21 protein-coding genes are annotated in these 24695 nt (G+C 36.8%); 17 read left to right on the forward strand and 4 right to left on the reverse strand.

Annotated elements, in window-relative coordinates:
- Nucleotides 1-7: 7 nt before the first annotated feature.
- The 4 genes from JDW14_02355 (at nt 8) to JDW14_02370 (ending at nt 3936) form a co-directional block, all read left to right on the forward strand.
- Complete coding sequence (locus JDW14_02355) at nt 8-922, forward strand: ABC transporter substrate-binding protein (GenBank protein ID QQD65984.1); 915 nt, start codon at nt 8-10, stop codon at nt 920-922.
- Between the two features lie 163 nt (nt 923-1085).
- Nucleotides 1086-2006, forward strand: coding sequence for a U32 family peptidase (locus JDW14_02360; GenBank protein ID QQD65985.1), 921 nt, complete (start codon nt 1086-1088; stop codon nt 2004-2006).
- 96 nt (nt 2007-2102) lie between these two features.
- Nucleotides 2103-3344 carry a U32 family peptidase gene (locus tag JDW14_02365; GenBank protein QQD65986.1) on the forward strand — a complete coding sequence of 414 codons (1242 nt, stop codon included), beginning with the start codon at nt 2103-2105 and terminating at the stop codon, nt 3342-3344.
- A gap of 202 nt (nt 3345-3546) precedes the next feature.
- A complete protein-coding gene (locus tag JDW14_02370; GenBank protein ID QQD65987.1) occupies nt 3547-3936 on the forward strand; it encodes a hypothetical protein in 390 nt (129 codons plus the stop codon).
- Between the two features lie 127 nt (nt 3937-4063).
- Here the strand turns inward: JDW14_02370 and JDW14_02375 are convergent, their stop codons facing one another.
- Nucleotides 4064-4996, reverse strand: coding sequence for a ribonuclease HIII (locus tag JDW14_02375; protein QQD65988.1), 933 nt, complete (start codon nt 4994-4996; stop codon nt 4064-4066).
- Between the two features lie 220 nt (nt 4997-5216).
- Between JDW14_02375 and zapA the strand changes: the two genes are divergently transcribed.
- The 5 genes from zapA (at nt 5217) to glpK (ending at nt 10597) form a co-directional block, all read left to right on the forward strand.
- Nucleotides 5217-5519: a cell division protein ZapA gene (gene zapA / locus JDW14_02380; protein ID QQD65989.1), complete on the forward strand. Its 303-nt coding sequence runs from the start codon at nt 5217-5219 to the stop codon at nt 5517-5519.
- Nucleotides 5520-5538: 19 nt separating this feature from the next.
- Nucleotides 5539-6090, forward strand: a complete 552-nt coding sequence (locus JDW14_02385; GenBank protein QQD65990.1) for a CvpA family protein — start codon at nt 5539-5541, stop codon at nt 6088-6090.
- 119 nt (nt 6091-6209) lie between these two features.
- Entirely contained in the window at nt 6210-8570 is a 2361-nt protein-coding gene (locus tag JDW14_02390) for an endonuclease MutS2 (GenBank protein QQD65991.1), read from the forward strand.
- A 9-nt stretch (nt 8571-8579) separates the two neighbouring features.
- Nucleotides 8580-9080 (forward strand): methylated-DNA--[protein]-cysteine S-methyltransferase, encoded by a 501-nt coding sequence (locus JDW14_02395; GenBank protein ID QQD65992.1) that lies wholly within the window; start codon nt 8580-8582, stop codon nt 9078-9080.
- A 14-nt stretch (nt 9081-9094) separates the two neighbouring features.
- The gene (gene glpK, locus JDW14_02400; GenBank protein ID QQD65993.1) at nt 9095-10597 is read left to right on the forward strand and encodes a glycerol kinase GlpK; all 1503 of its coding nucleotides are present in this window, start codon (nt 9095-9097) and stop codon (nt 10595-10597) included.
- Nucleotides 10598-10658: 61 nt separating this feature from the next.
- On the opposite strand, the gene JDW14_02405 is transcribed toward glpK, so the two are convergent.
- Both JDW14_02405 and JDW14_02410 read right to left on the reverse strand, forming a co-directional pair.
- Complete coding sequence (locus JDW14_02405) at nt 10659-12116, reverse strand: NCS2 family permease (GenBank protein QQD65994.1); 1458 nt, start codon at nt 12114-12116, stop codon at nt 10659-10661.
- Nucleotides 12117-12304: 188 nt separating this feature from the next.
- Entirely contained in the window at nt 12305-12973 is a 669-nt protein-coding gene (locus JDW14_02410) for a histidine phosphatase family protein (protein QQD65995.1), read from the reverse strand.
- Between the two features lie 266 nt (nt 12974-13239).
- Between JDW14_02410 and JDW14_02415 the strand changes: the two genes are divergently transcribed.
- The 7 genes from JDW14_02415 to JDW14_02445 all read left to right on the forward strand — a co-directional run bounded on the left by JDW14_02415 (nt 13240) and on the right by JDW14_02445 (nt 23042).
- Nucleotides 13240-14178, forward strand: coding sequence for a YihY/virulence factor BrkB family protein (locus JDW14_02415; GenBank protein ID QQD65996.1), 939 nt, complete (start codon nt 13240-13242; stop codon nt 14176-14178).
- Nucleotides 14179-14181: 3 nt separating this feature from the next.
- Nucleotides 14182-15375: a rod shape-determining protein RodA gene (locus JDW14_02420; GenBank protein ID QQD65997.1), complete on the forward strand. Its 1194-nt coding sequence runs from the start codon at nt 14182-14184 to the stop codon at nt 15373-15375.
- Nucleotides 15376-15447: 72 nt separating this feature from the next.
- Entirely contained in the window at nt 15448-15774 is a 327-nt protein-coding gene (locus JDW14_02425) for a glycine cleavage system protein H (protein QQD65998.1), read from the forward strand.
- A gap of 8 nt (nt 15775-15782) precedes the next feature.
- On the forward strand, nt 15783-16784 hold the full coding sequence (locus JDW14_02430; GenBank protein ID QQD65999.1) for a nucleoid-associated protein: 1002 nt from the start codon (nt 15783-15785) through the stop codon (nt 16782-16784).
- 625 nt (nt 16785-17409) lie between these two features.
- Nucleotides 17410-19146, forward strand: coding sequence for an ABC transporter ATP-binding protein (locus JDW14_02435; GenBank protein QQD66000.1), 1737 nt, complete (start codon nt 17410-17412; stop codon nt 19144-19146).
- A 13-nt stretch (nt 19147-19159) separates the two neighbouring features.
- Nucleotides 19160-20923: an ABC transporter ATP-binding protein gene (locus tag JDW14_02440; protein QQD66001.1), complete on the forward strand. Its 1764-nt coding sequence runs from the start codon at nt 19160-19162 to the stop codon at nt 20921-20923.
- Nucleotides 20924-21356: 433 nt separating this feature from the next.
- Nucleotides 21357-23042 (forward strand): serine hydrolase, encoded by a 1686-nt coding sequence (locus tag JDW14_02445; GenBank protein ID QQD66002.1) that lies wholly within the window; start codon nt 21357-21359, stop codon nt 23040-23042.
- 63 nt (nt 23043-23105) lie between these two features.
- On the opposite strand, the gene JDW14_02450 is transcribed toward JDW14_02445, so the two are convergent.
- Entirely contained in the window at nt 23106-23609 is a 504-nt protein-coding gene (locus JDW14_02450) for an FUSC family protein (protein QQD66003.1), read from the reverse strand.
- Between the two features lie 327 nt (nt 23610-23936).
- Here JDW14_02450 and JDW14_02455 point away from each other — a divergent pair, with 327 nt between their 5' ends.
- Nucleotides 23937-24683, forward strand: a complete 747-nt coding sequence (locus JDW14_02455) for a glycoside hydrolase family 73 protein (GenBank protein ID QQD66004.1) — start codon at nt 23937-23939, stop codon at nt 24681-24683.
- Nucleotides 24684-24695 lie beyond the last annotated feature (12 nt).

Below are 24695 nucleotides of genomic sequence, written 5' to 3' on the forward strand. Positions count from 1 at the left end.
ATAGAAAATGAAAAAATTAGTTGTAGTATTATTAATGTTAGTTGCAAGTTTAATGAGTGGGTATACATCAGTATCAGCACAGTCTGTAACAGTTCAAGATAGTCGTGGTGATGTGACTGTTGAATCAACACCGAAAAAAGTAGTTGTGTTAGGTTATGCTGAATATGATACATTGCGTGCATTGGGATTAGAATCACTTGTTGTGGGGGCACCGATGAAGCGAGTTCCTCAATATATTGGTGAAATGCCAGCTGGTATCACGGATATTGGGTCGTTAAAAGAACCAAATTTAGAAACGATTGCGGCATTAGCACCTGATTTGATTATTGCGAACGGACGTACAGCCGAATTAGCGTCAGAATTAGAAAAAATAGCCCCTGTCTTTGTATTATCGCTTGATACAAAGCATTATTGGGATTCATTTACTTCTCAAAATATCGCAATTGCGACATTATTTGGCAAAGAAAAAGAAGCGAATGCGTATATTGAAGAATTATCTGCTACTATTGAATCAGTAAAAGAAAAAAATGATGCGACGGATGAAAAAACATTAATGTTAATGTTAAATGAAGGGAATATTTCAGCATTTTCTGCTAATTCTCGTTTTGCATTGGTGTATCAAATTTTAGGTTTTAAACCGGTAGATGCAGAAATCGAAGATTCACGTCATGGGCAAGAGATGAGTTACGAGGGTATTTTAAGTTTAAATCCAGACCGTATTTTCTACTTAAATCGTACAGCTGCCATTGGTGGTGATTCATCTACTAGTGAAGATTTTGAGAAAAATGAATTATTATTACAAACAACAGCTGGTAAAAATGAGGCGATTACGCCATTAACAAGTGATTTATGGTATTTATCAGGTGGGGGATTAGAATCATTCCGTCTTCAAGTGGAAGAAATAGCAGCGAGTGTTAAATAGAAGTCTGATATAGTCAAAACATTTAGAAATAGGCAGTACTTTAGGTATGTCGATATTTCTAAATGTTTTTTTGCATGCGAATAATGGAGTAATAAAAAATATTTATAATTGAATCGAAATATGATAATATATAAGATAAATTTATATAAAGGAGGCGACGAAAATGGTAGAGCTGATTGCAACAGTAGAATCCATTTCGCAAGCAGAGGCACTTTTAGAAGTAGGTGTCGATATTTTATATTTTGGTGAAGATAAATTTGGCTTGAGATTACCTCATTCGTTTACACGAGACGAACAGCAAAAATTAACAGAGTTAGCACATCAATACGGTAAAAAAGTGAGTATTGCTGTAAATGCGATTTTTCATAATGAGGGTATTCAAGCAGTTCCTGAATATTTAACATTTTTAAAATCAATAGGTGTAGATTCCATTACATTAGGTGACCCTGGTGTAGTAAATTTGATGAAAAATTCGGCATTATCAATCCCATATCGATATGATGCACAAGTGTTGGTGACAAGTAGTCGTTCGATTAATTTTTGGGCAAAACGTGGAGCTATCGGTGCAGTGGTAGCACGTGAAGTGCCACGTGATGAATTGAAAATTTTAGCAAAAGATTCGATGATTCCAGTAGAGTTTTTAGTGTATGGTGCAACTTGTATTCATCAATCAAAACGTCCTTTACTACAAAATTATTATAATTTCATTGAAAAACAAGAGGGAGTAACTCGTGACCGAGGCTTATTTTTATCAGAGCCACGGAAACCGGAAAGCCACTATTCTATTTATCAAGATGTGAATGGAACACATATTTTTGCGAATAATGATGTTTTATTGGCACAACATTTACAAGATTTAACGGATATGGGTGTTGCCCAGTGGAAATTAGAGGGGATTTTTTCACCAGGTGAAAACTTTGTTGAAATTGCACGCTTATTTGCACAAGCACGTGACTTAATTGAAACAGGTAATTGGTCAGAAGAACACGGTGATGCGTTAGAAGTGCAAATTCGTCAATTGCATCCAGCTAATCGTGGTGTCGATACAGGGTTCTTCTTGTATGAACCTAATTTTGTTAAGTAAAACATAGTGTGAGCGAGGGTGTTTTGTGAAGTGGACGTCAAGCCAACACGAGCGAACCAGAATAAAACATAGAGTGAACAAACCAAGGAGTAGAACATGAGAACAATTACAAAAAAACCGGAAGTATTAGCTCCGGGTGGAACATTAGAAAAATTAAAAACAGCGATTCATTACGGTGCAGATGCCGTTTTTATTGGAGGACAAGCCTATGGATTGCGTAGCCGAGCAGGAAACTTTGAATTAGAAGAAATGATTGAAGCCGTTCGTTTTGCACATAAACGCAATGCGAAAGTATATGTTGCAGCGAATATGGTGACGCATGAGGGCGATGAAAAAGGGGCAGGAGAATTTTTCCGTACTTTGCGTGATATTGGCATTGATGCTGTTATCGTATCTGATGTCGCTTTGATTGAAATTTGTGCAGAAGAAGCACCAGGTTTACCGATTCATTTATCGACGCAAGCATCAGCAGCGAATTATGAAAACTTAAAGTTTTGGAAAGATGAGGGCTTAGAGCGTGTAGTATTGGCACGTGAAGTGTCGATGCAAGAAATTTATGATATGCAAGAACATGTTGATGTAGAAATTGAAGCCTTTATTCATGGTGCAATGTGCATTTCATATTCTGGACGTTGCGTCTTATCTAATCACATGGAAAATCGTGATGCAAACCGTGGTGGTTGCTGTCAGTCGTGTCGTTGGAAATATGGTTTATTCGATATTGCTCTAGGTGGCGAACGCAATATGGTCGGTGCTGGTGAAGAGGGTATTGAAGAAAAATTCTCAATGAGTGCTGTTGATTTGGCGATGATTCACCATATTCCAGACTTAGTAGAAGCAGGTGTCGATAGTTTAAAAATTGAAGGACGAATGAAGTCGATTCATTATGTATCAACCGTATCAAATGTCTATCGTGCTGCCGTTGATGCTTATTGTGCTGACCCAGATAATTATGAGTTGAAGCAAGAATGGGTCGATGAATTATGGAAAGCAGCGCAACGTGAATTAGCGACAGGATTTTACTATTCAACGCCAAGTGAAAATGAGCAATTATTTGGTACACGTCGCAAAATACCACAGTATGCGTTTGTTGGGCAAGTATTGGATTATAATCCTGAAACGCAAATTGCAACGATTCAGCAACGTAATAATTTTAAAGTGGGTGATACGATTGAGTTTTATGGTCCAGGTATGCGTCATTTTGAGCAAGAGTTGACAGCGTTATGGGACGAAAAAGATGAAGAAATAGAAGTTGCCCCACATGCGATGATGATTTGTAAAATTAAAGTGGAGCAACCAGTTGAGCGATTTGATATGATTCGTAAACGTAAAGAATAGTAATTTAGTAAAGACAACGAACGACTTGTTCGTTGCTTTTTTTGCGTGAAACGCTCACCAATTTTACAAATCTATTAATATTTTTACTGAAAGCGTTTGACATTTATATAGGGGGTTTCATATTATAATAAGTAGGTTTCCAAAAAAACATTATGTTTATAAGAGTTACATGGACATAAAAATGAAAGGAGAATACAATTTTATGAGTAATAAAAAGCGTGAAGAATTGAAACGATTGCAGACATTGAAGGCAAATGCAGAAGCAGAATTAACTTCCTTGCGATTTGAAGCTAATGCAATGAAAAAAGAAATAGAGTTGAAAGAGACAAATATACGCAGTTTGAACCAACAAATAGAGAAGTTAACGAAAGAAAGCAAAGGTATTACCGTATCCGAGCATGCGATTATTCGATATTTGGAACGTGTATTAGGGATTAATAGTGAAGAGATTGTCGAAAAGATTTTACCTGAGAGAACCAAACAATTGGCAATGGAACTCGGTAATGGTCAATATGCGGTAAATGAAGGTGAATTTAAAGTTGTCATTAGAAATGGTGTGGTTGTGTCGGTGCTAACAGATGAACAGAAGTGAGTTGCTAAAACAATGGGACTGGGCAAAAAGTCAGAAGTTCTAACAAATCGAATGATAAGATTGTTGTTAAATCAGTATCTTTAATTTCATTTGTTAAAATTTATGTATTTTCTGCCAGTCCCTTATTTTATTGTTTCTTCAAAATTTTCTCTGTATTAGCAAAATGCATTTTAGCAATCGTTGGTAAAATTTGTTGACCGTATTTTTGAACGAGTTGCAGACCTATCTTATCAACATTGGCACCAGCTCCAGAAGGTAATGTTAAGTTATATTGTTTGCCAAGTGTTTCTAAGGATTCTAAAAAGGCTGCACGAGCAATAATGGATGCACAAGCCACAGCTAAATGATGACTTTCGCCTTTTTGCACAAAATATAGGTCAGTTGTATATGGATTTTGTTCTTTTTTCAAATAATCTAAATATTTTTTTTCAGCAACAAATTGATCAATTAAAACTCCTTGTAGTTTTTCCTTTTCGTCTAAGGATAATTTGGCGAGTAATTTTTGCAGCGTAAAATTGTGGAGTGCCACTTTAATGCCATTTGCATTACGTGTTTGATTCGCTTCATTATATTTAGCAGGTGAACAAACGGTTAAATGATAAGGCACACTGGCTTTAATTTGCCATGCTAAGTCAAGAATTTGTTTATCTGATAATTGTTTAGAATCTTTTACTCCTAGCTCAGTCATTAAAGCTTGTTTGTCTTGTGGTAAGTACACTGCACAAACAGTTAGTGCACCGAAATAACTGCCATTGCCGACTTCATCGCTGCCGATGATTGTCCATTGGCTGAAATTGGTGGGCAATGTAGATAGAGTTGAATTATTTTTCTTTTGTCTAGCTGTTGGCGTATTTTGGGTATTATCACGCCATTTTTCTGCTTCTTGTTCGGCACGTTCTCCTTGGAAAAGAACTTTACCACTTTTATAGGCTGTGACGGTTACGCCATTTTTCTTAGCACGAAATATACTATGTGGAACAGCAGATAGCATATAGGTTTCATAATAGTGTTGCATTTGTTGAATGATTTCATTAGATAATAACAGTGTTTGATGAGACATAGATTTTCCTTTCAAAGTATACAGAATAGAACTATTTAATAGTATACCATAATGGTGGGGAGTATGTGTTTTTAATAAATCGTTACAAACTGTTAAAATTAATGATTGAAAGATGCAACAGAAAGCATTTTCTGATAAAATATAGAATGAACTCAAAGTAGAAGAGCTAGACATTAATATCTGACTACACATAGCTCTTGTTGAAATGGAGGTTATTTATATGGAAGAAAAGCGTCGTTTTAAAGTGACGATTGCTGGGAGACCCTATACAATCGTAGGCGAGCGTTCAGACCAACATATGGCAGCAGTGGTTGAATTAATCAATACACAATTAAATCAGTTAGCTGAGTTAGCACCGGATTTGTCGGTGGCAGACCGTAGTATTTTAATGGCAGTCAATGCACTGTCGGATCAGTTGATTAAAGAAGAAAAGATAATGGCATTAGAAGCAGAAATTGAAGCACTAAAGCAACAAATAGCAGCAGCTAAACCTGTTGATATCCCATATCGTAAGCGGAAATGATGCCAAAGGAGCGAACAACATGTTATCCATTATTATACTAATTGTTTTAGCATATAGTTTTTACACCGGATTTCGTCGTGGATTAATTATGCAGCTAGTGCAATTAATTGGTTACTTGATTACCTTTTTATTAGCGACAAAATTTTATGAACCTTTATCCAAATACGTTGAAATGCTGATTCCTTTTCCGTCAATACAGCAGACGACCAAATTAGTGTTTTATAATGAAACTCAAAGTTTTTTAGTCGACCAAGCGTTTTATCGTGCGATTACCTTTGTAATCATTTGGTTGATTGGTTGGTTAGTAACAAAATTTTTAGCAATCTTTTTCACTCGCATTACTTACTATGATATGTTGCGTCACTTGAATCATATCGGTGGTGGTGTGGTGAATTTGGTGATAACGTATATGGTAATCTATGTTTTCTTATTTATCCTATCCTTAATTCCAGTTGAAATGATTCAACAACAATTTGTCGATAATCCACTGGCTTATCGGATTGTCGCTGATACACCAATTATTTCGGATTGGACTGCAGATGCTTGGTTAAAGGTGAATCCATTTAATTAAGGGTAATTACTTCGTTAATAAGTGAACGGGCATAAGGTTCTGATTGAGTTGATTGGTACTCAATGAATTGGAACTTTATGCCTTATCTTTTGAGTGTATGAATAATGAAAGGAGTCATTATGTCGAAAAATCAAAAAATTTATGAAACACTTGAATTTGGTAAAGTCCAACAACAAGTGCAACATTTTATCCAAACTGATTTAGGGAAAGAAAAAATAGCAGCAATGCGTATTTTAAATAATCGTGAGCAGTTGCAGCAATTGCAGTCAGAAACAGAACAGAGTTTAGCGATTTTAATGCAACAAAAGCATATGCCTATTCCACGCTTGGCAAATTTAAGACAAGCCTTACAACGCTTAAAACTAGAAGCGACTCTCAATGGCATGGAAATTGCACAAATTGGACGTTTGTTGGTGACGACAAAGCAGTTGATTCAATTTTTTGACCAGTTGGAGAAAGAAGATAAGCATTTTCCAGCTTTAACGCATTGGGTGTACCAATGTGTGCATTTACCACAAGTTGAACAGATGATTATTCAATCGCTTGCTGATGACGGCAGTGTGTTGTCAACGGCATCAACTCAATTAGCGTCTATTCGCCGTCAACAAACACAGACTGATGCACAAATTCGCAATCAGTTAAATCAATTAGTTAAATCAAAGGCAAGTCAATTATCGGATACGCTGATTACGATGCGTAATGATGTCTATGTGTTGCCAGTAAAAGCTGAATATCGTCACCAATTTGGCGGTCGTGTCCATGACCAAAGTAGTACAGGACAAACATTGTATATTGAGCCACAAGTTGTGACGGCATTGAATCAAAAACGAGCTGAACTGATTGTCGCTGAGCGTAAGGAAATCGAACGAATTTTGGCTGAAATATCGGTTGCTTTAATGCCGCATTATGCTGAATTGATGCATAATCAAGAAATGGTTGCCGAATTAGATTTCATTCAGGCACGTGGTGAACACGCACGAGCTTATCAAGCTGTGCGTCCGAAATTTTCAGATGATAATCATGTGGCTTTGTGGCAAGCTAGACACCCTTTGATTGATGCGAAACAAATTGTGGCGAATGATTTGATTATCGGTGAAGAATATCGTGCCTTAATTATTACAGGGCCGAACACTGGTGGTAAAACAATTTTGCTTAAAACACTAGGTTTGTTGCAGATGATGGCACAAACAGGATTGCATATTCCAGCCGATAAAGGCAGTCAAGTTGGGATTTTTGATGATATTTTTGCTGATATTGGTGATGAACAATCAATCGAGCAAAGTTTATCGACATTCTCAAGTCATATGACGAATACGATTCGGATTTTAGATCAAGCGACACATCAATCGCTGCTATTATTTGATGAGTTAGGTTCTGGTACAGACCCACAAGAGGGTGCTGCACTAGCAATGGCGATTTTAAATTATTTACATAAATTAGATGCAACAGTAATGGCAACAACTCATTATCCAGAATTAAAATTATATGCACATGACACACCAAAGACGATTAATGCGAGTATGGAATTTGATAGTTCCACATTATCGCCAACGTATCGTTTATTAATTGGTGTACCGGGACGCAGTAATGCCTTTGACATTTCGCAACGTTTAGGATTGCGTGCTGATATTTTAGCAGAGGCACGTAGTGGTATTGATACGGACACGCAATCAGTCAATGAAATGGTCGCCAATCTTGAGCGAGAACGCCGAGAAGCTGAGTTAGCACATGAAGAAGCATTGGAGCAATTAGCACTGGCAGAACAATTGCACCAAGATTTACGAACTGAGTATAATCGCTGGTTAGAGCAGAAAAATGATTTAGTTGAGAAAGCAAAACGTCAAGCTAATGAGCAAGTGGAAGAAGCGAAAGGGCAAGCCGAGAAAATTTTACAAGAAATCCGAGATTTACAGTTAGAACAAGGGACACGTGGAACGATTAAAGAGCATGTGTTGATTGATAAACGGAATGCTTTTGAACAATTGAAGCAACCAGAGAATTTGAAGAAAAATAAAATATTAAAACGTGCGCGTGAGAAACGTCGTTATAAAGTAGGCGATGATGTTGAAGTGTTAACGTATGGACAGCGTGGTACGATTGTCGAGCAAGTCAGTGCAGAAAGTTACATTGTACAAATGGGTATTTTGAAGATGAAACTCGTATCGGAAGAACTGTCGCCACTTGAGAAAATCGAACCGAAAACAAAAGTGAACGTTCAACGTCAAGCCGGTAGCAAGGTACAGACGACTTTAGATTTGCGTGGTGAACGCTATGAACAAGCACTGCATCGCTTGCGTCAGTATTTGGACGCTGCTTTATTATCGAATCACCCTATGGTAACAATTATTCATGGTAAGGGTACAGGGGCTTTGCGTGAGGGAGTAAAAAAAGTGTTATCACAACATGCACAAGTCGACCGTTTTGAATATTCTGCACCGAATGCAGGTGGTGACGGCTCAACCGTTGTCTACTTCAAGTAATAGGAAGTGATGAATGTGTTATATAAAAGTCATTACGATTCGCCTATTGGAAAATTATGGATAGTCAGCGATGAAATGGCGATTAAAGGAATTTGGTTTGATAATCAGCGACATTTTGCTGCCGGTTATTCGTTAGCAGCGATACAACAAGCAGAAACGGACAGTATTTTAGCGCTAAAAAAGTGGTTAAAAGCGTATTTTAATGGTGAACGTTGCGATGTGAGTGCTTTATCCCTTGCACCAGTTGGAACAGTATTTCAGCAGCAAGTCTGGCAAATATTAATGACAATTCCTTATGGTGAAACAATGAGTTATGCTGAGATTGCTGCACAGATTTGGACAGATTCAGCGAAAGGTTCACCACGTGCAGTCGGTGGAGCTGTTGGGAAAAATCCGATTGCGATTTGCATACCTTGTCATCGAGTGATTGGCAGCAAAGGAGCGATTACCGGCTATGCAGGTGGTCTTGAGAAGAAACAGTGGTTACTCGAACATGAAATGAAGCGTTGAAAAGAGTGTGATGTATGAAAGAAAATTATATTATGTCGATTGATCAAGGGACAACCAGTTCACGTGCGATAATTTTTAATCACAAGGCAGAAATTGTGGCGAGTGCTCAAAAGGAATTCCCGCAATTATTTCCACAACCGGGTTGGGTAGAGCATGACCCACAACAAATTTGGAATTCTGTACAATCAGTTATGGCAGAATCCTTAATTGAAGCAGGGTTGCAATCGCATCAAATTGCAGCGATTGGTATTACCAATCAACGTGAAACCACAGTCATTTGGGATAAGAAAACAGGCCAACCAATCCATAATGCGATTGTGTGGCAATCTCGTCAAACGGCTGCCATTGCTGAAAAGCTAAGACGTGACGGTTATAGCGATTGGTTTCATAAGAAAACTGGTTTAGTGATTGATGCCTATTTTTCTGCTACAAAAATTCGCTGGCTATTGGATAATGTTCCAATGGCACAAGAACGTGCAGAAAAGGGCGAGTTATTATTTGGAACGATTGATACTTGGTTATTATGGAAATTAACCAATGGTGCCGTACATGCGACAGATTATTCGAATGCAGCACGCACAATGATTTTTAATATTCAAACATTGGAGTGGGACGAAGAAATTTTAGCCTTATTGAATATTCCAAAGTCATTATTACCGACTGTAAAATCTAATTCTGAAATTTATGGCTATACGAGTGAACATTCCTTACTCGGAGAACGTATTCCGATTGCTGGTATGGCTGGTGACCAGCAAGCAGCATTATTTGGGCAGTTAGCTTTTGAACCGGGGATGATAAAAAACACCTATGGGACAGGATCATTCATTATTATGAATACTGGATCCGAATGCTTGCTGTCACAAAACCAATTATTAACGACCATTGCGTATAGCTTGAATGGGAAAGTGCATTATGCTTTAGAGGGTTCTATCTTTGTAGCAGGTAGCGTGGTTCAATGGCTGAGGGACGGACTCGAATTGATTGAAACATCGGCTGAATCGGAAGTATTAGCTTATCAATCTGAAAGTGACAATGAAGTTTATATTGTACCAGCCTTTACAGGATTAGGTGCACCTTATTGGGATTCAGATGTTCGTGGTGCTGTCTTTGGCATGACAAGGGGGACGAGTCGTTCAGATTTTGTTAAAGCGTCCTTGCAGTCGATTGCGTATCAAGTGCGTGATATTATTGAAACGATGCAGCAAGATACACAGTTATCAATTCCCCAACTGAGAGTTGACGGTGGGGCTGCCATGAATCGCTACTTAATGCAATTTCAAGCAGATATTTTGAATATTGAAATTTCTAGAGCGAAAAATTTAGAGACAACTGCATTAGGAGCTGCATTTTTAGCAGGATTGGCAATTGGCTATTGGAAAGATTTATCGGATTTACAGGTACTCAATGCTACTGGCGATATTTTCTATCCAATGATTGTAGCTGAAAAACGAGAAACGCTCTATAAAGGGTGGAAAAAGGCTGTGAGAGCAGCACGATTTTTTGCTAAAGACGAATAATATAAACAAACATCGTGAAACATACGAAAAACGTAAGTTTCACGATGTTTTTGTGTATAAACTAGATAATTGCCATTGCAAAGAAATTTAGTATAAATAATGCAACGGATACCCATAAGATAGGGTGAACTTCTTTTGCTTTGCCTTGAACTACTTTCACTAAGCAGTAAGTTACAAATCCAGCAGCGATACCGTAAGAAATTGAGTAAGCTAGCCCCATAAAGATTGATGCAAAGAATGCTGGTGCTGCCTCAGCAAAATCTGTCCAGTTAATATCATTGAGTGATGAAATCATTAAAATACCAACAATAATTAATGCCGGTGCTGTTGCTGATGACGGAACAATGCTAATTATTGGTGCAAAGAAAATCGCTAAAATAAACATAATAGCCGTTGTAACTGATGTTAAACCAGTTCGTCCACCTTCTCCGATACCGGCAGCTGATTCCACAAAAGTAGTTGTATTGGAAGTACCAAACAATGCACCGATTAATGTACCGATAGAATCTCCGAATAATGCACGATCCATTTTAGAATCAAAACCTGAACTAGATTCTAATGCAGCAATATCTTCTGCTGTAAAAATACCTGTACGACGTCCAGTTCCGATAAAAGTACCGATTGTATCAAAAACATCAGATAAACTAAACGCAAAAACGGTAATTAACACGATTGGAAGTTTTGATAAGTCAGAGAATAAAGACGGTAATCCCTCTGGTTTGAAAATTACTAAAAAGGTTTCGCTTAATGCTGAAAATGCATTAGTGACAGAGTTATCTGCCCAGTTAATATGAGCTAAATCGACTACACCCATTGGAATACCAATTAAAGTTGTTAACACAATACCAGCTAAAATCGCACTTTTTACGCCACGAATCATTAAAATAATCGTAATGGCTAGACCGATTAAAGTTAATAATGAAGTAGGGCTAGTGAAGTTAACTAATTCAGGTAGTGCACCACTATTCGATACAACTGATTGAATACCACCTTGGAAAGTTTCAGCTGTTGGACTGCCACCGTTGACAGATAATAAATTATGACCGTCAATTGTAAAGGTTAATAAATTTCCGTTTTTAATTCCAATATATCCAATGAATACCCCGATACCAGCTGAAATCGCATGCTGTAATGATTCAGGAATTGCTTTAATTAAAGATTTTCTTACTTTTGTTACAGTAATTAAAACGTTGAAAACTCCACAGATAAACACCATGGATAATGCTTGTTGCCAAGTGAAACCTAATCCAAATACAACAGTATAAGTAAAGAACGCATTTAATCCCATACCCGGTGCTAATGCGTATGGCACATTTGCGAAAAGTCCCATAACTAAAGTTGAAACAGATGCCGCAAAGATTGTCGCTAAGAAAACTGCCTGACTCGGCATACCAGATAATGCTAAGATAGACGGATTAACAAAGATGATATAAGACATCGCTAAGAATGTCGTAATCCCTGCTGAAATTTCGGTTGAAACCGTCGTTCCATGTTCTTTCAACTTAAAATAATTTTCCACTATAACCCCTCCAAAATAGATTGATAAATTAAATTACACGATGAGTATAGGCAAAAATCATAGGCGAATCAATGAAACATTAACTTTATTTGCAAATAAATATTTAAACGTTCGTATTTTTGAATGGAGTGGAGTATAGTGCAAAAAATATCTGTAACTCTCTATTGAGATACAGATATTTTTAGCGATTATTTTATAAAATGACTGGTATCATTATAGGATAATAATTTGAATTGGCCGTCAATGTATTGAACTTTCGATACTGAGGCATTGCTTAGTAGTCCTGTTTCGTTAAAATCAGCGATTAATCCATGCAATAAATTTTGAATAGTTAATCCGTGACTGACAATTAAAATATTTTGTTGGGTGTCGGCATGCTCATTTAAGAGATGTAATAAGCCACTTTCAACTCGCATCCAAAAGGTCATGTAATCTTCAGCCATTTTATATGGGTCTAATTCATGAACCGTATTTAAAAAGAGTTGGACTTGATTATCGACTGATTCGAGATTATAAACTTTACGCATATATTTATGCACATCACGCCATAATTCTTTGGCATCCAATCCCTCGTAATAACCAAAATTTACTTCACGAAACTCTTTCATTGATTTCAGTGTCAAATGCTCTGCATGGTGATTCTCTGCTAAAATAATATTCGCTGTTTCGACAGTTCGCATTAAATCGCTCGTATAGACGGCATCAAAACGAATATCGGCTAATCCACGACCACTGCGTTGTGTGTCACGAATTCCTTTGTCAGTCAGTGGGGCATTTACCCAACCTTGTACACGCTCCATGCGATTCAACATGGTTTCAGCATGACGCATAAAATAAAATGTAACTCCTTTAGACATCGTTATCTCCTTAATTTCAAATTAAATTTTTTAAATAGTTAAGTAATAGCTGAACATCATTCGAGCAGTTCAAGCTGATTTCAAAGTTAAACTAAAATAATTATAGCATTGTTTTGAAAAACGTTCAAAAATATTGAAAATATCTTTGCTTTTCGTGCAAAATGAGGGGAATTATGGTATCGTATTAGAGTATATGCACGAGTTTTTTTAGAAAGAAAGCGTATTGAAAATAGTGCATTGAATTAATTCCAAGGGAGAGTACGACGATGCAGTCAGCAGAACCGACGGTTATTCAGCGATTACTCAAAGTGTTTGCCTTAAATCCACAACGTAAGTTTGGTAGCTACGCTGCTGAGTTATCCTTTTATATTATTTGGGCAATTATTCCGCTCTTATTGGCTTTTGCGAATGTGGTTTCCATTTTACCATTTTCTGCACAAGAGATTATGACACTGATTGAAAATGCACTTCCAAATGAAGTCGGTTCATTTTTATTGCCGATTTTAGACGGTTATTTAAAGAGTACGAGTTCGAGCACTTTATCAATCGCCTTAGTTATTTCTTTATGGCCAGCATCGAATGTATTTAATGCCTTGCAGCGTATTTTAAATATGATTTTTAAAGCTCCATTGCGAAAAAATGCGATTATTGCTCGTGGATTTTCCTATGTCTTTACACTTGCGATTGTATTGGTTATCTTTACAACAACCATTGTGTTTACTTTTGGAGAAGTAATATTATCTTATATATCAAGTGTACTTAATATTGAAATTCCATTTATTGGAGCGATATTACATCAAAGTGGTTTAATTGGTTTTATTGGGCTTTTTTTACTGATGTTTCTAATTTATCATTTTATGCCGAATGTTAAATGGCGACCGAAATATGCACTGATTGGGGCACTCGTTGCGTCTACAGGATTTTTACTGATTTCGCAATTGTTTACGATATATCTATCTTTTAATAAAAATATTGATAGTAACAGTGCCATTGGTATTTTTATCGTAGCACTCATTTGGTTGTATTATAATATTATGGTCATTGCGATTGGAGCTTATGTTGCAGTCGTTTGGCATGATTTTGATACCTATCGTTATGTGGAATTAGTTGATATGACGCATGAAAAATATGTGTTTAAAGCACAAAGTGACCAATATCAAGAGGTCTATTATCAACAGTTAGAAAATTTGGAAAGTGGGGAATAATGTATGGCGAAAACAAGACGTTTAGCTGCCTATAATGATAATCGTATTGATTATGGAATTGTATTAACGATTATTATATTAGCGATTATTGGAATTGGGAGTGTTTATGCAACAACAGTGATGATTGCAGGAGATAATGTTCGTGCGACTCTAATGCATTCGCTTTGGTATGCGATAGGTGCCATTGTTGTGATTTTTGTCATGCAATTGGATAGCGAGCAATATTGGAAATTATCAACCTATATTTATGGATTTGGGCTGATTTTATTAGTATTAGTATTACTATTCCATGACCGAGCGACAGCGGCGGAAACTGGTGCGAAAAGTTGGTTTCGTATAGGTTCATTCTCTTTTCAGCCGTCAGAGGTATTCAAGCCTGCCTATACTGTATTTTTAGCGAGAGTTATTACAGAGCATAATGATAAATTTACTAATCGCAACCTAAAAAGTGATTGGTTATTAATCGGAAAAGTCTTATTGTTCGCTGCCCCTGCGATTATTTTAATTCAATTGCAAAACGACTTAGGGACAAACTTAGTGATTATGTCGATTACAGCAGGAATGTTATTACTATCAGGTATTAGTTGGCGAATTATTTTACCAGCATTTTTATCGGTAGTAATTATTGGTGGTGGATTAATATATTTAGCGATGTACCAACAAGACATATTGTTAAAAGTTGGTTTTAAACCATACCAATTACAACGTATTCATGCTTGGTTAGACCCATTTGGCGACACGCAAGGTCAAGCCTATCAATTATCACGTAGTATTATCGCAATCGGTTCAGGTGGCTTAGCCGGAAAAGGATTCGGTGTATCCGAAGTGTTAGTTCCGGTACGTGAGTCTGACTTTATCTTTACGACAATTGCTGAAAATTTTGGATTCTTAGGCTCAGCATTTTTATTGTTTATTTATTTCTTACTCATTTATCAAATGGTGCAAACTTGTTTTGAAACGAAAAATGAGTTTTATACTTATATCGCAACAGGTGTTATTTCAATGATTTTATTCCATATTTTAGAAAATATCGGAATGTCTATTGGATTATTACCGATTACAGGGGTGCCATTACCGTTTATTTCTCAAGGGGGTTCAGCCTTATTGAGTAACTTAATTGGTGTCGGATTGGTGTTATCAATGCGTTATCATCACCGTAGCTATATGTTTGCTAGTGATAGTCAATTTGAATATTAATCATAAACAAAGTGCGAGCGAGGGAGCTTTTGAAGTAAACCCAAGTGAGCAAGAATAGGAGACGTGAAGTATATGAGAAAAATTAATCAACAATTATGGATTCAAAAAGAAGAGGCAGGATACCGTATTGGTATGACACCGGAATTACAAGATGATGCCGGCGATATTTCGTATGTTAATATCGCTCCAGTAGGTGCTATTGAAGTGGACGAAACTCTATTCAATGTGGAAGCATCTAAAGCAGCAATTGAAATTCCAAGCCCACTTAATGGGACAATTGTTGCAGTCAACGAAGCAGCCTTAGATAATCCAGCACTATTAAATTCAACAAACGAATCTGATAATTGGGTTGCATTATTGACTGATGTTGATGAAACTGAGTTTTTAGCATTAGATTAAGGTGTCAGATGTTAAGTATAAAACAAGCGATTTTGCATATATTAGATAAAAATTCGGGTAATCTATTATTATCTGACCAATTAATGAATTTAGAAGACGGTTATGTACAGGACTACATTAACCGTCTTGTTGTTAAAATCCAAAAATCAGATGTACAATTTGATTTTTTAAACACAAATTCAAAACTATATGCACGTGTTTTAGATGAACAGACTGATTTTATTGATTTAACACGTGATATTGCTCAACAAATTTATAGTATTATTGCACCGGCAGAACAAATTCCAGCAGCAGATTATTTATTTTTTGAGGGGAAGGACGAATTGGAAGAAGTGTATTTCGGTATTTTACGATTAGATTATCAGACTTCTTTCACACATTATTTGGAAATGGAAGACGGTGTACGGAATCAGTTAATTCAAAATCATGCGATTTTGCCGGCACCTACTCAAAAAACGAGTGAAGCATTTATTTTGAACCGAGCTACAATGCGTTATGAATTGGTGGAAAAGCGTTACGAAATTGAAGGGCAAAAGACCAATTATTTTTCAGAACAGATTATCGGTATCGAGCCACCAGCAGCGACTCCGACACATATCAAACAAATTCGTAAAACCGTTAACTCGGTAGCCAAGCGTTTTGATGAACCAAGCTATGAAGTTATGGCAATGGCTCAAAAAGTGATTTATGAGCAATTAGATGAATCGAATGAAATAGATGCAGAAAGTGTCATCGAGCGAGTTTTTGAACATAATGAGGGAGCAAAAGCAGCAGCGAAAGAAGAAATCAGCGAAAAACACGTACCTGAAAAAATAGTTGTTACGAATGTTCCAAAATACGAGAAAAAATACAGTATGCAAAAATTCAAATTAGCAAATGGAATTGAGTTATCCATTCCGATTAATTTGTATGACAATAAAGACATTATTGAATTCGTCAACCAACCCGACGGCTCAATCTCAGTCATCATCAAAAACGTAGAAGCAATTGTTAATAAATTTAATGGGTAATACATAGTGTGAGCGAGGGTGATCTGGCTTGAATCACTGGAGGAAAATACCGACGTGCGTGATAACGCACAGAGGGATTTTTCGAAGTGGATGTCAAGCCAACTCGAGCGAGCCGGCATAAACATAGTGCGACATGGAGTGTTCTGAAATAAATCACTGGAGAAAGTCGCTGGCGTGCGAGCATCGCACAGAAGCGACTTTTGAAGTGGACGTCATTTCAGCTCCAGGGAGCCGGCATAATACATAGTGTGAGCGAGAGCGATTTGCCTTGAATCACTGGAGCAGAGGTCGTAGAAGTACGTAAGTACTTCAAGAGCTATGCGAAGTGGACGTCAAGCCAACCCGAGCGAGCCGGCATACACATAGTGTGAACGAGCCATACCATACAACTGGGAAAAGCAAACAAGTATCTCACACATAATCAAAGTGTGAATGATATTAATTAGTATGCTGCTCCCAGTTTTATTGCTACTACACATTCAGAGTCTACCAACTCAGTGATAAATATTAAGGCTTATCATTTGTCACTTGTAAAATTTTAATGTAGAATAATCAAAGTATTTAGCTGAAAGAATCGTATAGACATAATAATATTCTTTTAGCATAACAGGAAAGGAGTGACGCAATGCGTTTTATTTGGCAATATTTAAGAAAAGAACCTAAATTATTGATGTTAGATGCTCTAGGGGCTATTTTTTTTGTGTTAATTAACTTAGGGCTGCCCACAATTTTAGCAAGAATGATTGATGAGGCGATGATTCCAAAAGATTACAACAAATTATATTTTTGGGGCATAGTAATGTCCATACTCATCATATCTGGAATGGTAGGGCGAATTATTTTGTCTTATGCATCAAGTAAATTAACGAATAATATGATTCGAGATATGCGTAATGATTTATTCGACAAAATACAACAATATTCACATCATGAGTATGAACAAATTGGTGTATCTTCGCTGGTGACACGTATTACCAGTGATGCGTTTGTCTTAATGCAATTTGCTGAGCAATCATTGCGAATGGGTGTGATTACACCATTGATGATGCTATCGAGTGTGGTAATGATATTAATTACAAGTCCGTCATTAGCATGGTTATTGTTATTAGCAACCCCATTATTAGCGATTGCGATTTATTGGATTGCAGTGAAATCTCGTCCATTGTCAGAACAACAACAAAAGACTTTGGACAAGATTAACCAATACGCAAGAGAAAACTTAACAGGTTTACGAGTGATTCGTGCATTTGCTAGAGAAGAATATCAAGAACAACGTTTTGAAACACAAAACGAAAAGTATGCTAATACGTCAAAACGTTTATTCAAATTAATGGGAATGGCACCAAGTTTGTTCGTACACATCTTAATTTGGATGATTGTCTTGATTGTGTGGTTTGCATTGAAACCAATTAATGACGGAGCATTACAAGTCGGAAGTTTAGTAGCATTTGTTGAATATGCTTTTCATGCACTATTCTCATTTATGTTATTTGCAAATTTATTTATGATGTATCCACGTACTGCCGTATCAGCACATCGTCTGCAAGAAATTATTGACTTACCGATTTCGATTGACCCAAATGAACAAGGTATTACAGAAACTAAGACGAAAGGTTATTTAGAATTTGAAAATGTAACCTTTGCCTATCCAGGTGAAACTGAAAGCCCAGTATTGCATAATATTAGTTTCAAAACTAAACCAGGTGAAACCATTGCGTTTATCGGTAGTACCGGAAGTGGTAAATCATCACTTGTCCAATTAGTGCCACGATTTTATGATGTCACTTTAGGACGTATTTTAGTTGACGGTGTTGACGTGCGTGATTATCAGTTGAAAGCATTGCGACAAAAAATTGGTTTTATTCCACAAAAAGCATTGTTATTTACAGGAACAATTGGCGAAAATTTACGTTATGGTAAATATAATGCCACTGACCATGAATTAGAAAAAGCAAGTGATGTTTCGCAGGCGAAAGATTTTATCCACCGTACTAAAGAGCGATTCCAGACGCATTTGTCAGAGGGTGGTGTCAATTTATCTGGTGGTCAAAAACAACGTTTGTCGATTGCACGTGCAGTGGTAAAAGAACCAGATATTTATATTTTTGATGATAGTTTTTCTGCATTAGATTATCGAACAGATGCTGAATTACGTCGACGTCTAAAAGAAGTAACCCAAGACGCAACGGTATTAATTGTTGCACAACGTGTCGGAACGATTATGAATGCTGACCAAATTATTGTATTGGACAATGGTGAAATCGTTGGACGTGGTACGCATGAGGAATTAATGCAATCTAATCAAATTTACCGTGATATTGCTAATTCGCAATTGAATCAACAAAGTTTAGTAGAAGAATAAGGAGGCGATAACTATGAAAAAGCAAAATGTATTTAAACGTGCGTGGCATTATTTACAAGATTATCGCGGTTCGGTCTACTTAGCATTATTCTTCACGATTTTTGCTGCTGTGATGAATGTTTTAGAGCCTTTTGTATTGGGACTCATTATGACGGAAATTACGAATAATGTGGCTGCAATGGTACAAGGGGTTGAGGGAGCAGGACTTAATTATCCATATATCTTAATGTGGTTAATTATTTATTTTGTTCGTGGTTTCTTATGGCAAGTGACTTCTTATGGCTCCAATGTGCATATTGCCAATGCTGTTCAAAGTGCTATTCATGATATGCGTCGTGATTTAAGTGCTAAATTGAATCGCTTGCCAGTATCGTATGTTGACGGACACCCATTCGGCGATTTGTTAGGACGCTTAACCAGTGATGTGGAGTCTGTATCGAATGCCTTACAACAAAGTATTTTACAAATATTTAATGCGATATTAAGTATTGTGTTGGTTATCATTATGATGTTGATTTTGAATCCATTATTGGGATTGATTATTTTCATCAGTATGCCATTATCTTATTTTGTTTCAAAAGCGATTGTTAAACGGTCACAGCCTTATTTTAAGCGTCAAGCGACGATTTTAGGGGACTTGAATGCGTATGTTCAAGAAAATTTATCTGGATTTAATGTGATTAAATTATACGGACGTGAAGAAACTGCACGCCAAGATTTTCAAGCTATTACAGAAGATTTGGCACAAACAGGGTTTAAAGCGAGCTTTATCTCATCCTTAATGATGCCATTAGTTAGCGTGGTTTCGCATATTACTTACTTATTATTAGCCGTATTTGGTGGGCGAATGGTAATTCAAGGAATATTAACGATTGGTAATTTACAAGCGTTTGTTCAATATGTATGGCAAGTAAATCAACCAATTCAAACAATTACGCAGTTATCAGGTCCATTACAAAGTGCTAAAGCTGCATTAGATCGTATTTTTGAAATATTGGACGAAAAAGAAGAGGCAGTGACGCAAACACGTGAATTGGGTGAGAACCTAACAGGTCAAGTGTCATTTGAAAATGTTTCTTTCCAATACAAAGCAGATGAGCCACTAATTCAAAACTTCAATGTCGAAGTGAATCCTGGCGAAATGGTTGCGATTGTAGGACCTACCGGTGCAGGTAAAACGACGATGATTAATTTATTGATGCGTTTTTACGATGTCACAGGTGGTGCCATTAAAGTAGACGGTATTGATATTCGTGATTTACCACGACAAGCCTATCGTCAGCAATTCGGAATGGTATTACAAGATGCGTGGTTATATGAGGCAACAATCAAAGAAAATTTACGCTTTGGTAATTTAGATGCAACCGATGAAGAGATTATTGCAGCAGCTAAAGCAGCCAATGTGGATCATTTCATTCGTACTTTGCCTGGTGGCTATAATATGGTCATGAATCAGGAATCAAGTAATATTTCATTAGGACAAAAGCAATTATTAACGATTGCACGTGCCTTATTATCGAATCCAAAAATCTTGATTTTAGATGAGGCAACCAGTTCGGTTGATACACGCTTGGAGCAACTAATTCAAAAAGCGATGTCACGTTTGATGAAAGGTCGCACAAGTTTTGTGATTGCACACCGTTTATCGACCATTCAAGAGGCAGACCGTATTTTAGTAATGAAAGAAGGTCAAATTATTGAACAAGGAACGCATGATTCCTTATTAGAACAAGGTGGCTTTTATTACGAGCTATACCAAAGTCAATTTGCTAAATAGAGCAGGACGACACCCAATTGATGTTGGGTGTCTTTTTTAGATAGTACACTGTCAGTCATGAGCAAGGCAACCAATGACAAAACGTTTCTTATGACCCAGAGTAAATCTGCAATAATCAATGTTAACAAAATCTAAATGACAGATTGCGAGTGGATATGGTACAATAGAGCAGACAATAGGATTTATTGACATGGTGTGAGCGAGGGTGCTCTGACTTCAATCATTGGAGCAAAGGTCATAGAAGTACGCAGTACTTCAAGAGCTATGCGAAGTGGACGTCAAGTCAACCCAAGCGAACCAGAATAACATAGTGTGAGCGAGAGTGCTCTGGCTTGAATCACTGGAGCAAAGGACGTAGAAGTGCCAAAGCACTTCAAGTTTTTTGCGAAGTGGCGTCAAGCCAACTCAAGCGAACCAGAATAGGAGGAATAATATGAAATGTCCAAACTGTGAAAGGGAAGTCCGTTCGAAAAAACAATGTGCTTTTTGTGGACATCAATTTGATGAGAGTGAACCAGTTAAGACAGAATCAATTGATAGCTATATCGAAGAATCCGAAGTGATTCCGAAAACAAAACGTAAAAATAATGTTCTTCGAATTTTATGGAGCGTTATTAAATTAGTGTTAACGATTTTCATTATCTTTTTACTGATTGCTTTTGGACCAAAATATGCTACTAAATTATGGGAGCAATACGGATTTGGTAATAAACAATCATCGCAAGTAGAAACAACGGAATCGGTAGCTGAAGAAACAACAGTGGAAACGACTGAAGAAACAACCGTTGCTCCAACAGCAATGTTGAATGCATCAGTTGATACAAGTGCTTATCCATTGACGAAAATTGTTATGGAGTTAGCGAATGATTCTACAACCGTTGACCGAAATCAATTAGAATTGGGTGTTGTATCGAATGATACTGAAAAACCGATTGAAAATTACTCATTATTGCAAGAAGGCAATAAATTTACAATTAGTTTCAACAATCCGGCGATTGAATCAGTAGCAGCCAATGAACGTGAACAGACGCTTTATTTACGCTCAGAAGAATTACTGATTGATGAAAAAATTCCAGTAACATTACCAGAAGTGATGGTTGATAAAGAACGCTTTGATTTCTTGAATGAAGTCATCGGCTCACAAGAAAATATTTCAGCTGCCATTACTAAAGTTGGAGAAAAAACGCCATTTGTTCATGCTGATAAATCGGCTGAAAATTCTTACTTATTTAGCTGGTTTATTTTAAATCGTGTAATGGAAGCAGTTGATAAAGGTGAGTTGAAGTTAGACGATTCAGTGACGATTTTAAATGCTTTAAAAGCAAAAGATGAAACAACTGGTGTTGCCTTAATGGAAGAAAATGAAACATTAACGGTTGAAGAAATGATTAAAGCAGTGATTCAACAAGATGTGACAGCGATGAATCATTTAATTCAAGAAACAGGTGGCCCAAATGCGTTTAATGTTTGGTTGTCAGAAAATCAATATTTCGCAACAAAAGTAACGAATTTATTGAATACTGATGAAAATGGTCATGTATCAGGTGTTGTAACAAATACACAAGATGTGTTAAGCTTGTTGAACTTATTTGCAGAAAATAAATTAGTAAGTGAAACAGCTGACGCACAGTTAAAAGAATGGATTTTACAAACACCAGTTACAGAAAAATATCCAGCCGATATTGAAGGTGTCACAAGACGTTATGAAATTGCCTCAACTGATACGGATAATAATGTACAAAGTTATAGTGCCATTGTGGAAACAGAAGAAGGTAACTATATTATTGTCGCAAGTGTTGATAAAGTATCTGAAACAACTGTTAAGGAAATATCTTCAGTGATTAATCGAATCGTTCAGTTTTTAAGAACAGGTAATAAGGAAATAACAGATTCTGAGCCAACTCCAGCTCCAGAATCGGAAGAAACAACAGTGGCAGTTCAAGAAAATCAAGAAGCACCAGCTGCTCCAGCTGCCGAACCAGTACAAAGTCGTTATGGTGCAGATAACGATGGTGACGGATTTGCCGATTCTATTTGGGATGAAGCAGGTGGTTACTACCGTCCAGTTCGTTGGACACAAGGTGCAGACGGCTTGTACTATTACGAATTTACTGAGTAATTTTAGGGGCATATAGCACGAAAAGCAGCATACGTTCAAATGGTTTGAGCGTATGCTGCTTATTTAATTTGCAGAAGATTCATTATCAAATGGTCCTGGTAATAAACGGTTGACCGTAACGGCAATCGTAGCACCGATAAAGGCATCGAGCACTCGGTTGACGGTGTACCAGATAAGGTCATGGTGCGAAATGGTCAGTAATACCACAAAATAAGTGGCAGATGCATTAACAATACTTTGACTATGATTAAATTGATTACAAATGACAATAATTAACATGACACCGAATGAAACAGTGAAAATATGAATGTAATGATTGCCAATGCCTAGTAGTAATTCTAATTGTACAACAAGCCCAGCAATAATAGCTCCAACGGAATTACCGAAGACTCGAAAGCGTCCGAATTTGATACTAGTTGGTACATCGTTTCTCAAGGTGAAAACACAGGCGAGTGCTGCTAATGCTGCTGGTTGTCGGTGCAACCATTCGTATAATAATAAGGTTATCATAACGGCAACAACGGTTTTTATTGTTCGCCAGCCGATTTTTATTGGGGGGATTGACATGAATGCTCACTCCTCTCAGTTATCTGTTGAAAAATTGTATATTTATTATACCGCTTTTTAACTATTTTCTCCATTTTTTTGTAAAATGCAGTATACTAGAAGAGAATAAGATTAAATAGGCAGTAGCAGTAAACCAAATATTTTACAGTATCACTTAAAAAGTGTATAATCGTGAGCAATAAGTGAGTGATATTTGACAATAAAATTTATTGAAATGCGATTACTAGGAATAATTCGGCAACTAATTGAAGCAGTTGAAATTCAGTTGTTGACTCGGTTAATCAAGAAAGTGAAAAATTAAAACAAGAATAGAGATGTGAGTACAAAGTGGTGGCTAAAAAAATAACAAAAAAGAAACCAGTTAGAAAGAAAAAAACGGTGAGGCGTCGAACGCCTAAGAAAAATAAAGTAAAAAACTTTCAACAATTCAAGAAAGTCTTTTTTGAAAAGTTAGGTGTTATTTCCTTTGCGATAATCGTTATTTTATTGTTAGGTTTTTTATTTATCTATCAATTGCAACGAACTGAACGCAATGACTATGAGAGTCCGGCTGTGTCAGGTGATTATGAAGTAAGAAGAAAATTTGTTGATACGATTGCTCCTGTGGCACAGCGTTTGCAACGTCAGTACGGTATTTTTGCAAGTGTGTCGATGTCGCAAGCGATGTTGGAATCGGAGTTCGGACAAAGTTTGTTGTCGGATAAATATTATAATTTGTTTGGAGTTAAGACAGATGAGCATGACCCAGACGGTGTAGATTTGATGACGTCAGAGTATGTTGACAATAAGTGGATTGAAGTGAAACAACGGTTTAAAGTTTATCAGAGTTGGGGAGCATCAATGGAGGCTCATGCCCTATTATTGGTTAATGGCACGAGTTGGGATAAAGATTTTTATGCAGCAGTGAAAAATGGTACAACCCCTGAAGCGCAGGCGAAAGGATTACAAAGTGCTGGATATGCTACTGACCCTGGATATGCTCAAAAATTAATTGATATGATGGAAGAGTGGAACTTAAAACAATATGACCAACCTGTTGTCACAGAAGAATCAGAAACTTCATCGCAGCAGTAGAAAACATTAATC

It is taken from the genome of Aerococcaceae bacterium zg-252 (genome assembly GCA_016237705.1).
Classification (GTDB): domain Bacteria; phylum Bacillota; class Bacilli; order Lactobacillales; family Aerococcaceae; genus Globicatella; species Globicatella yangjingiae.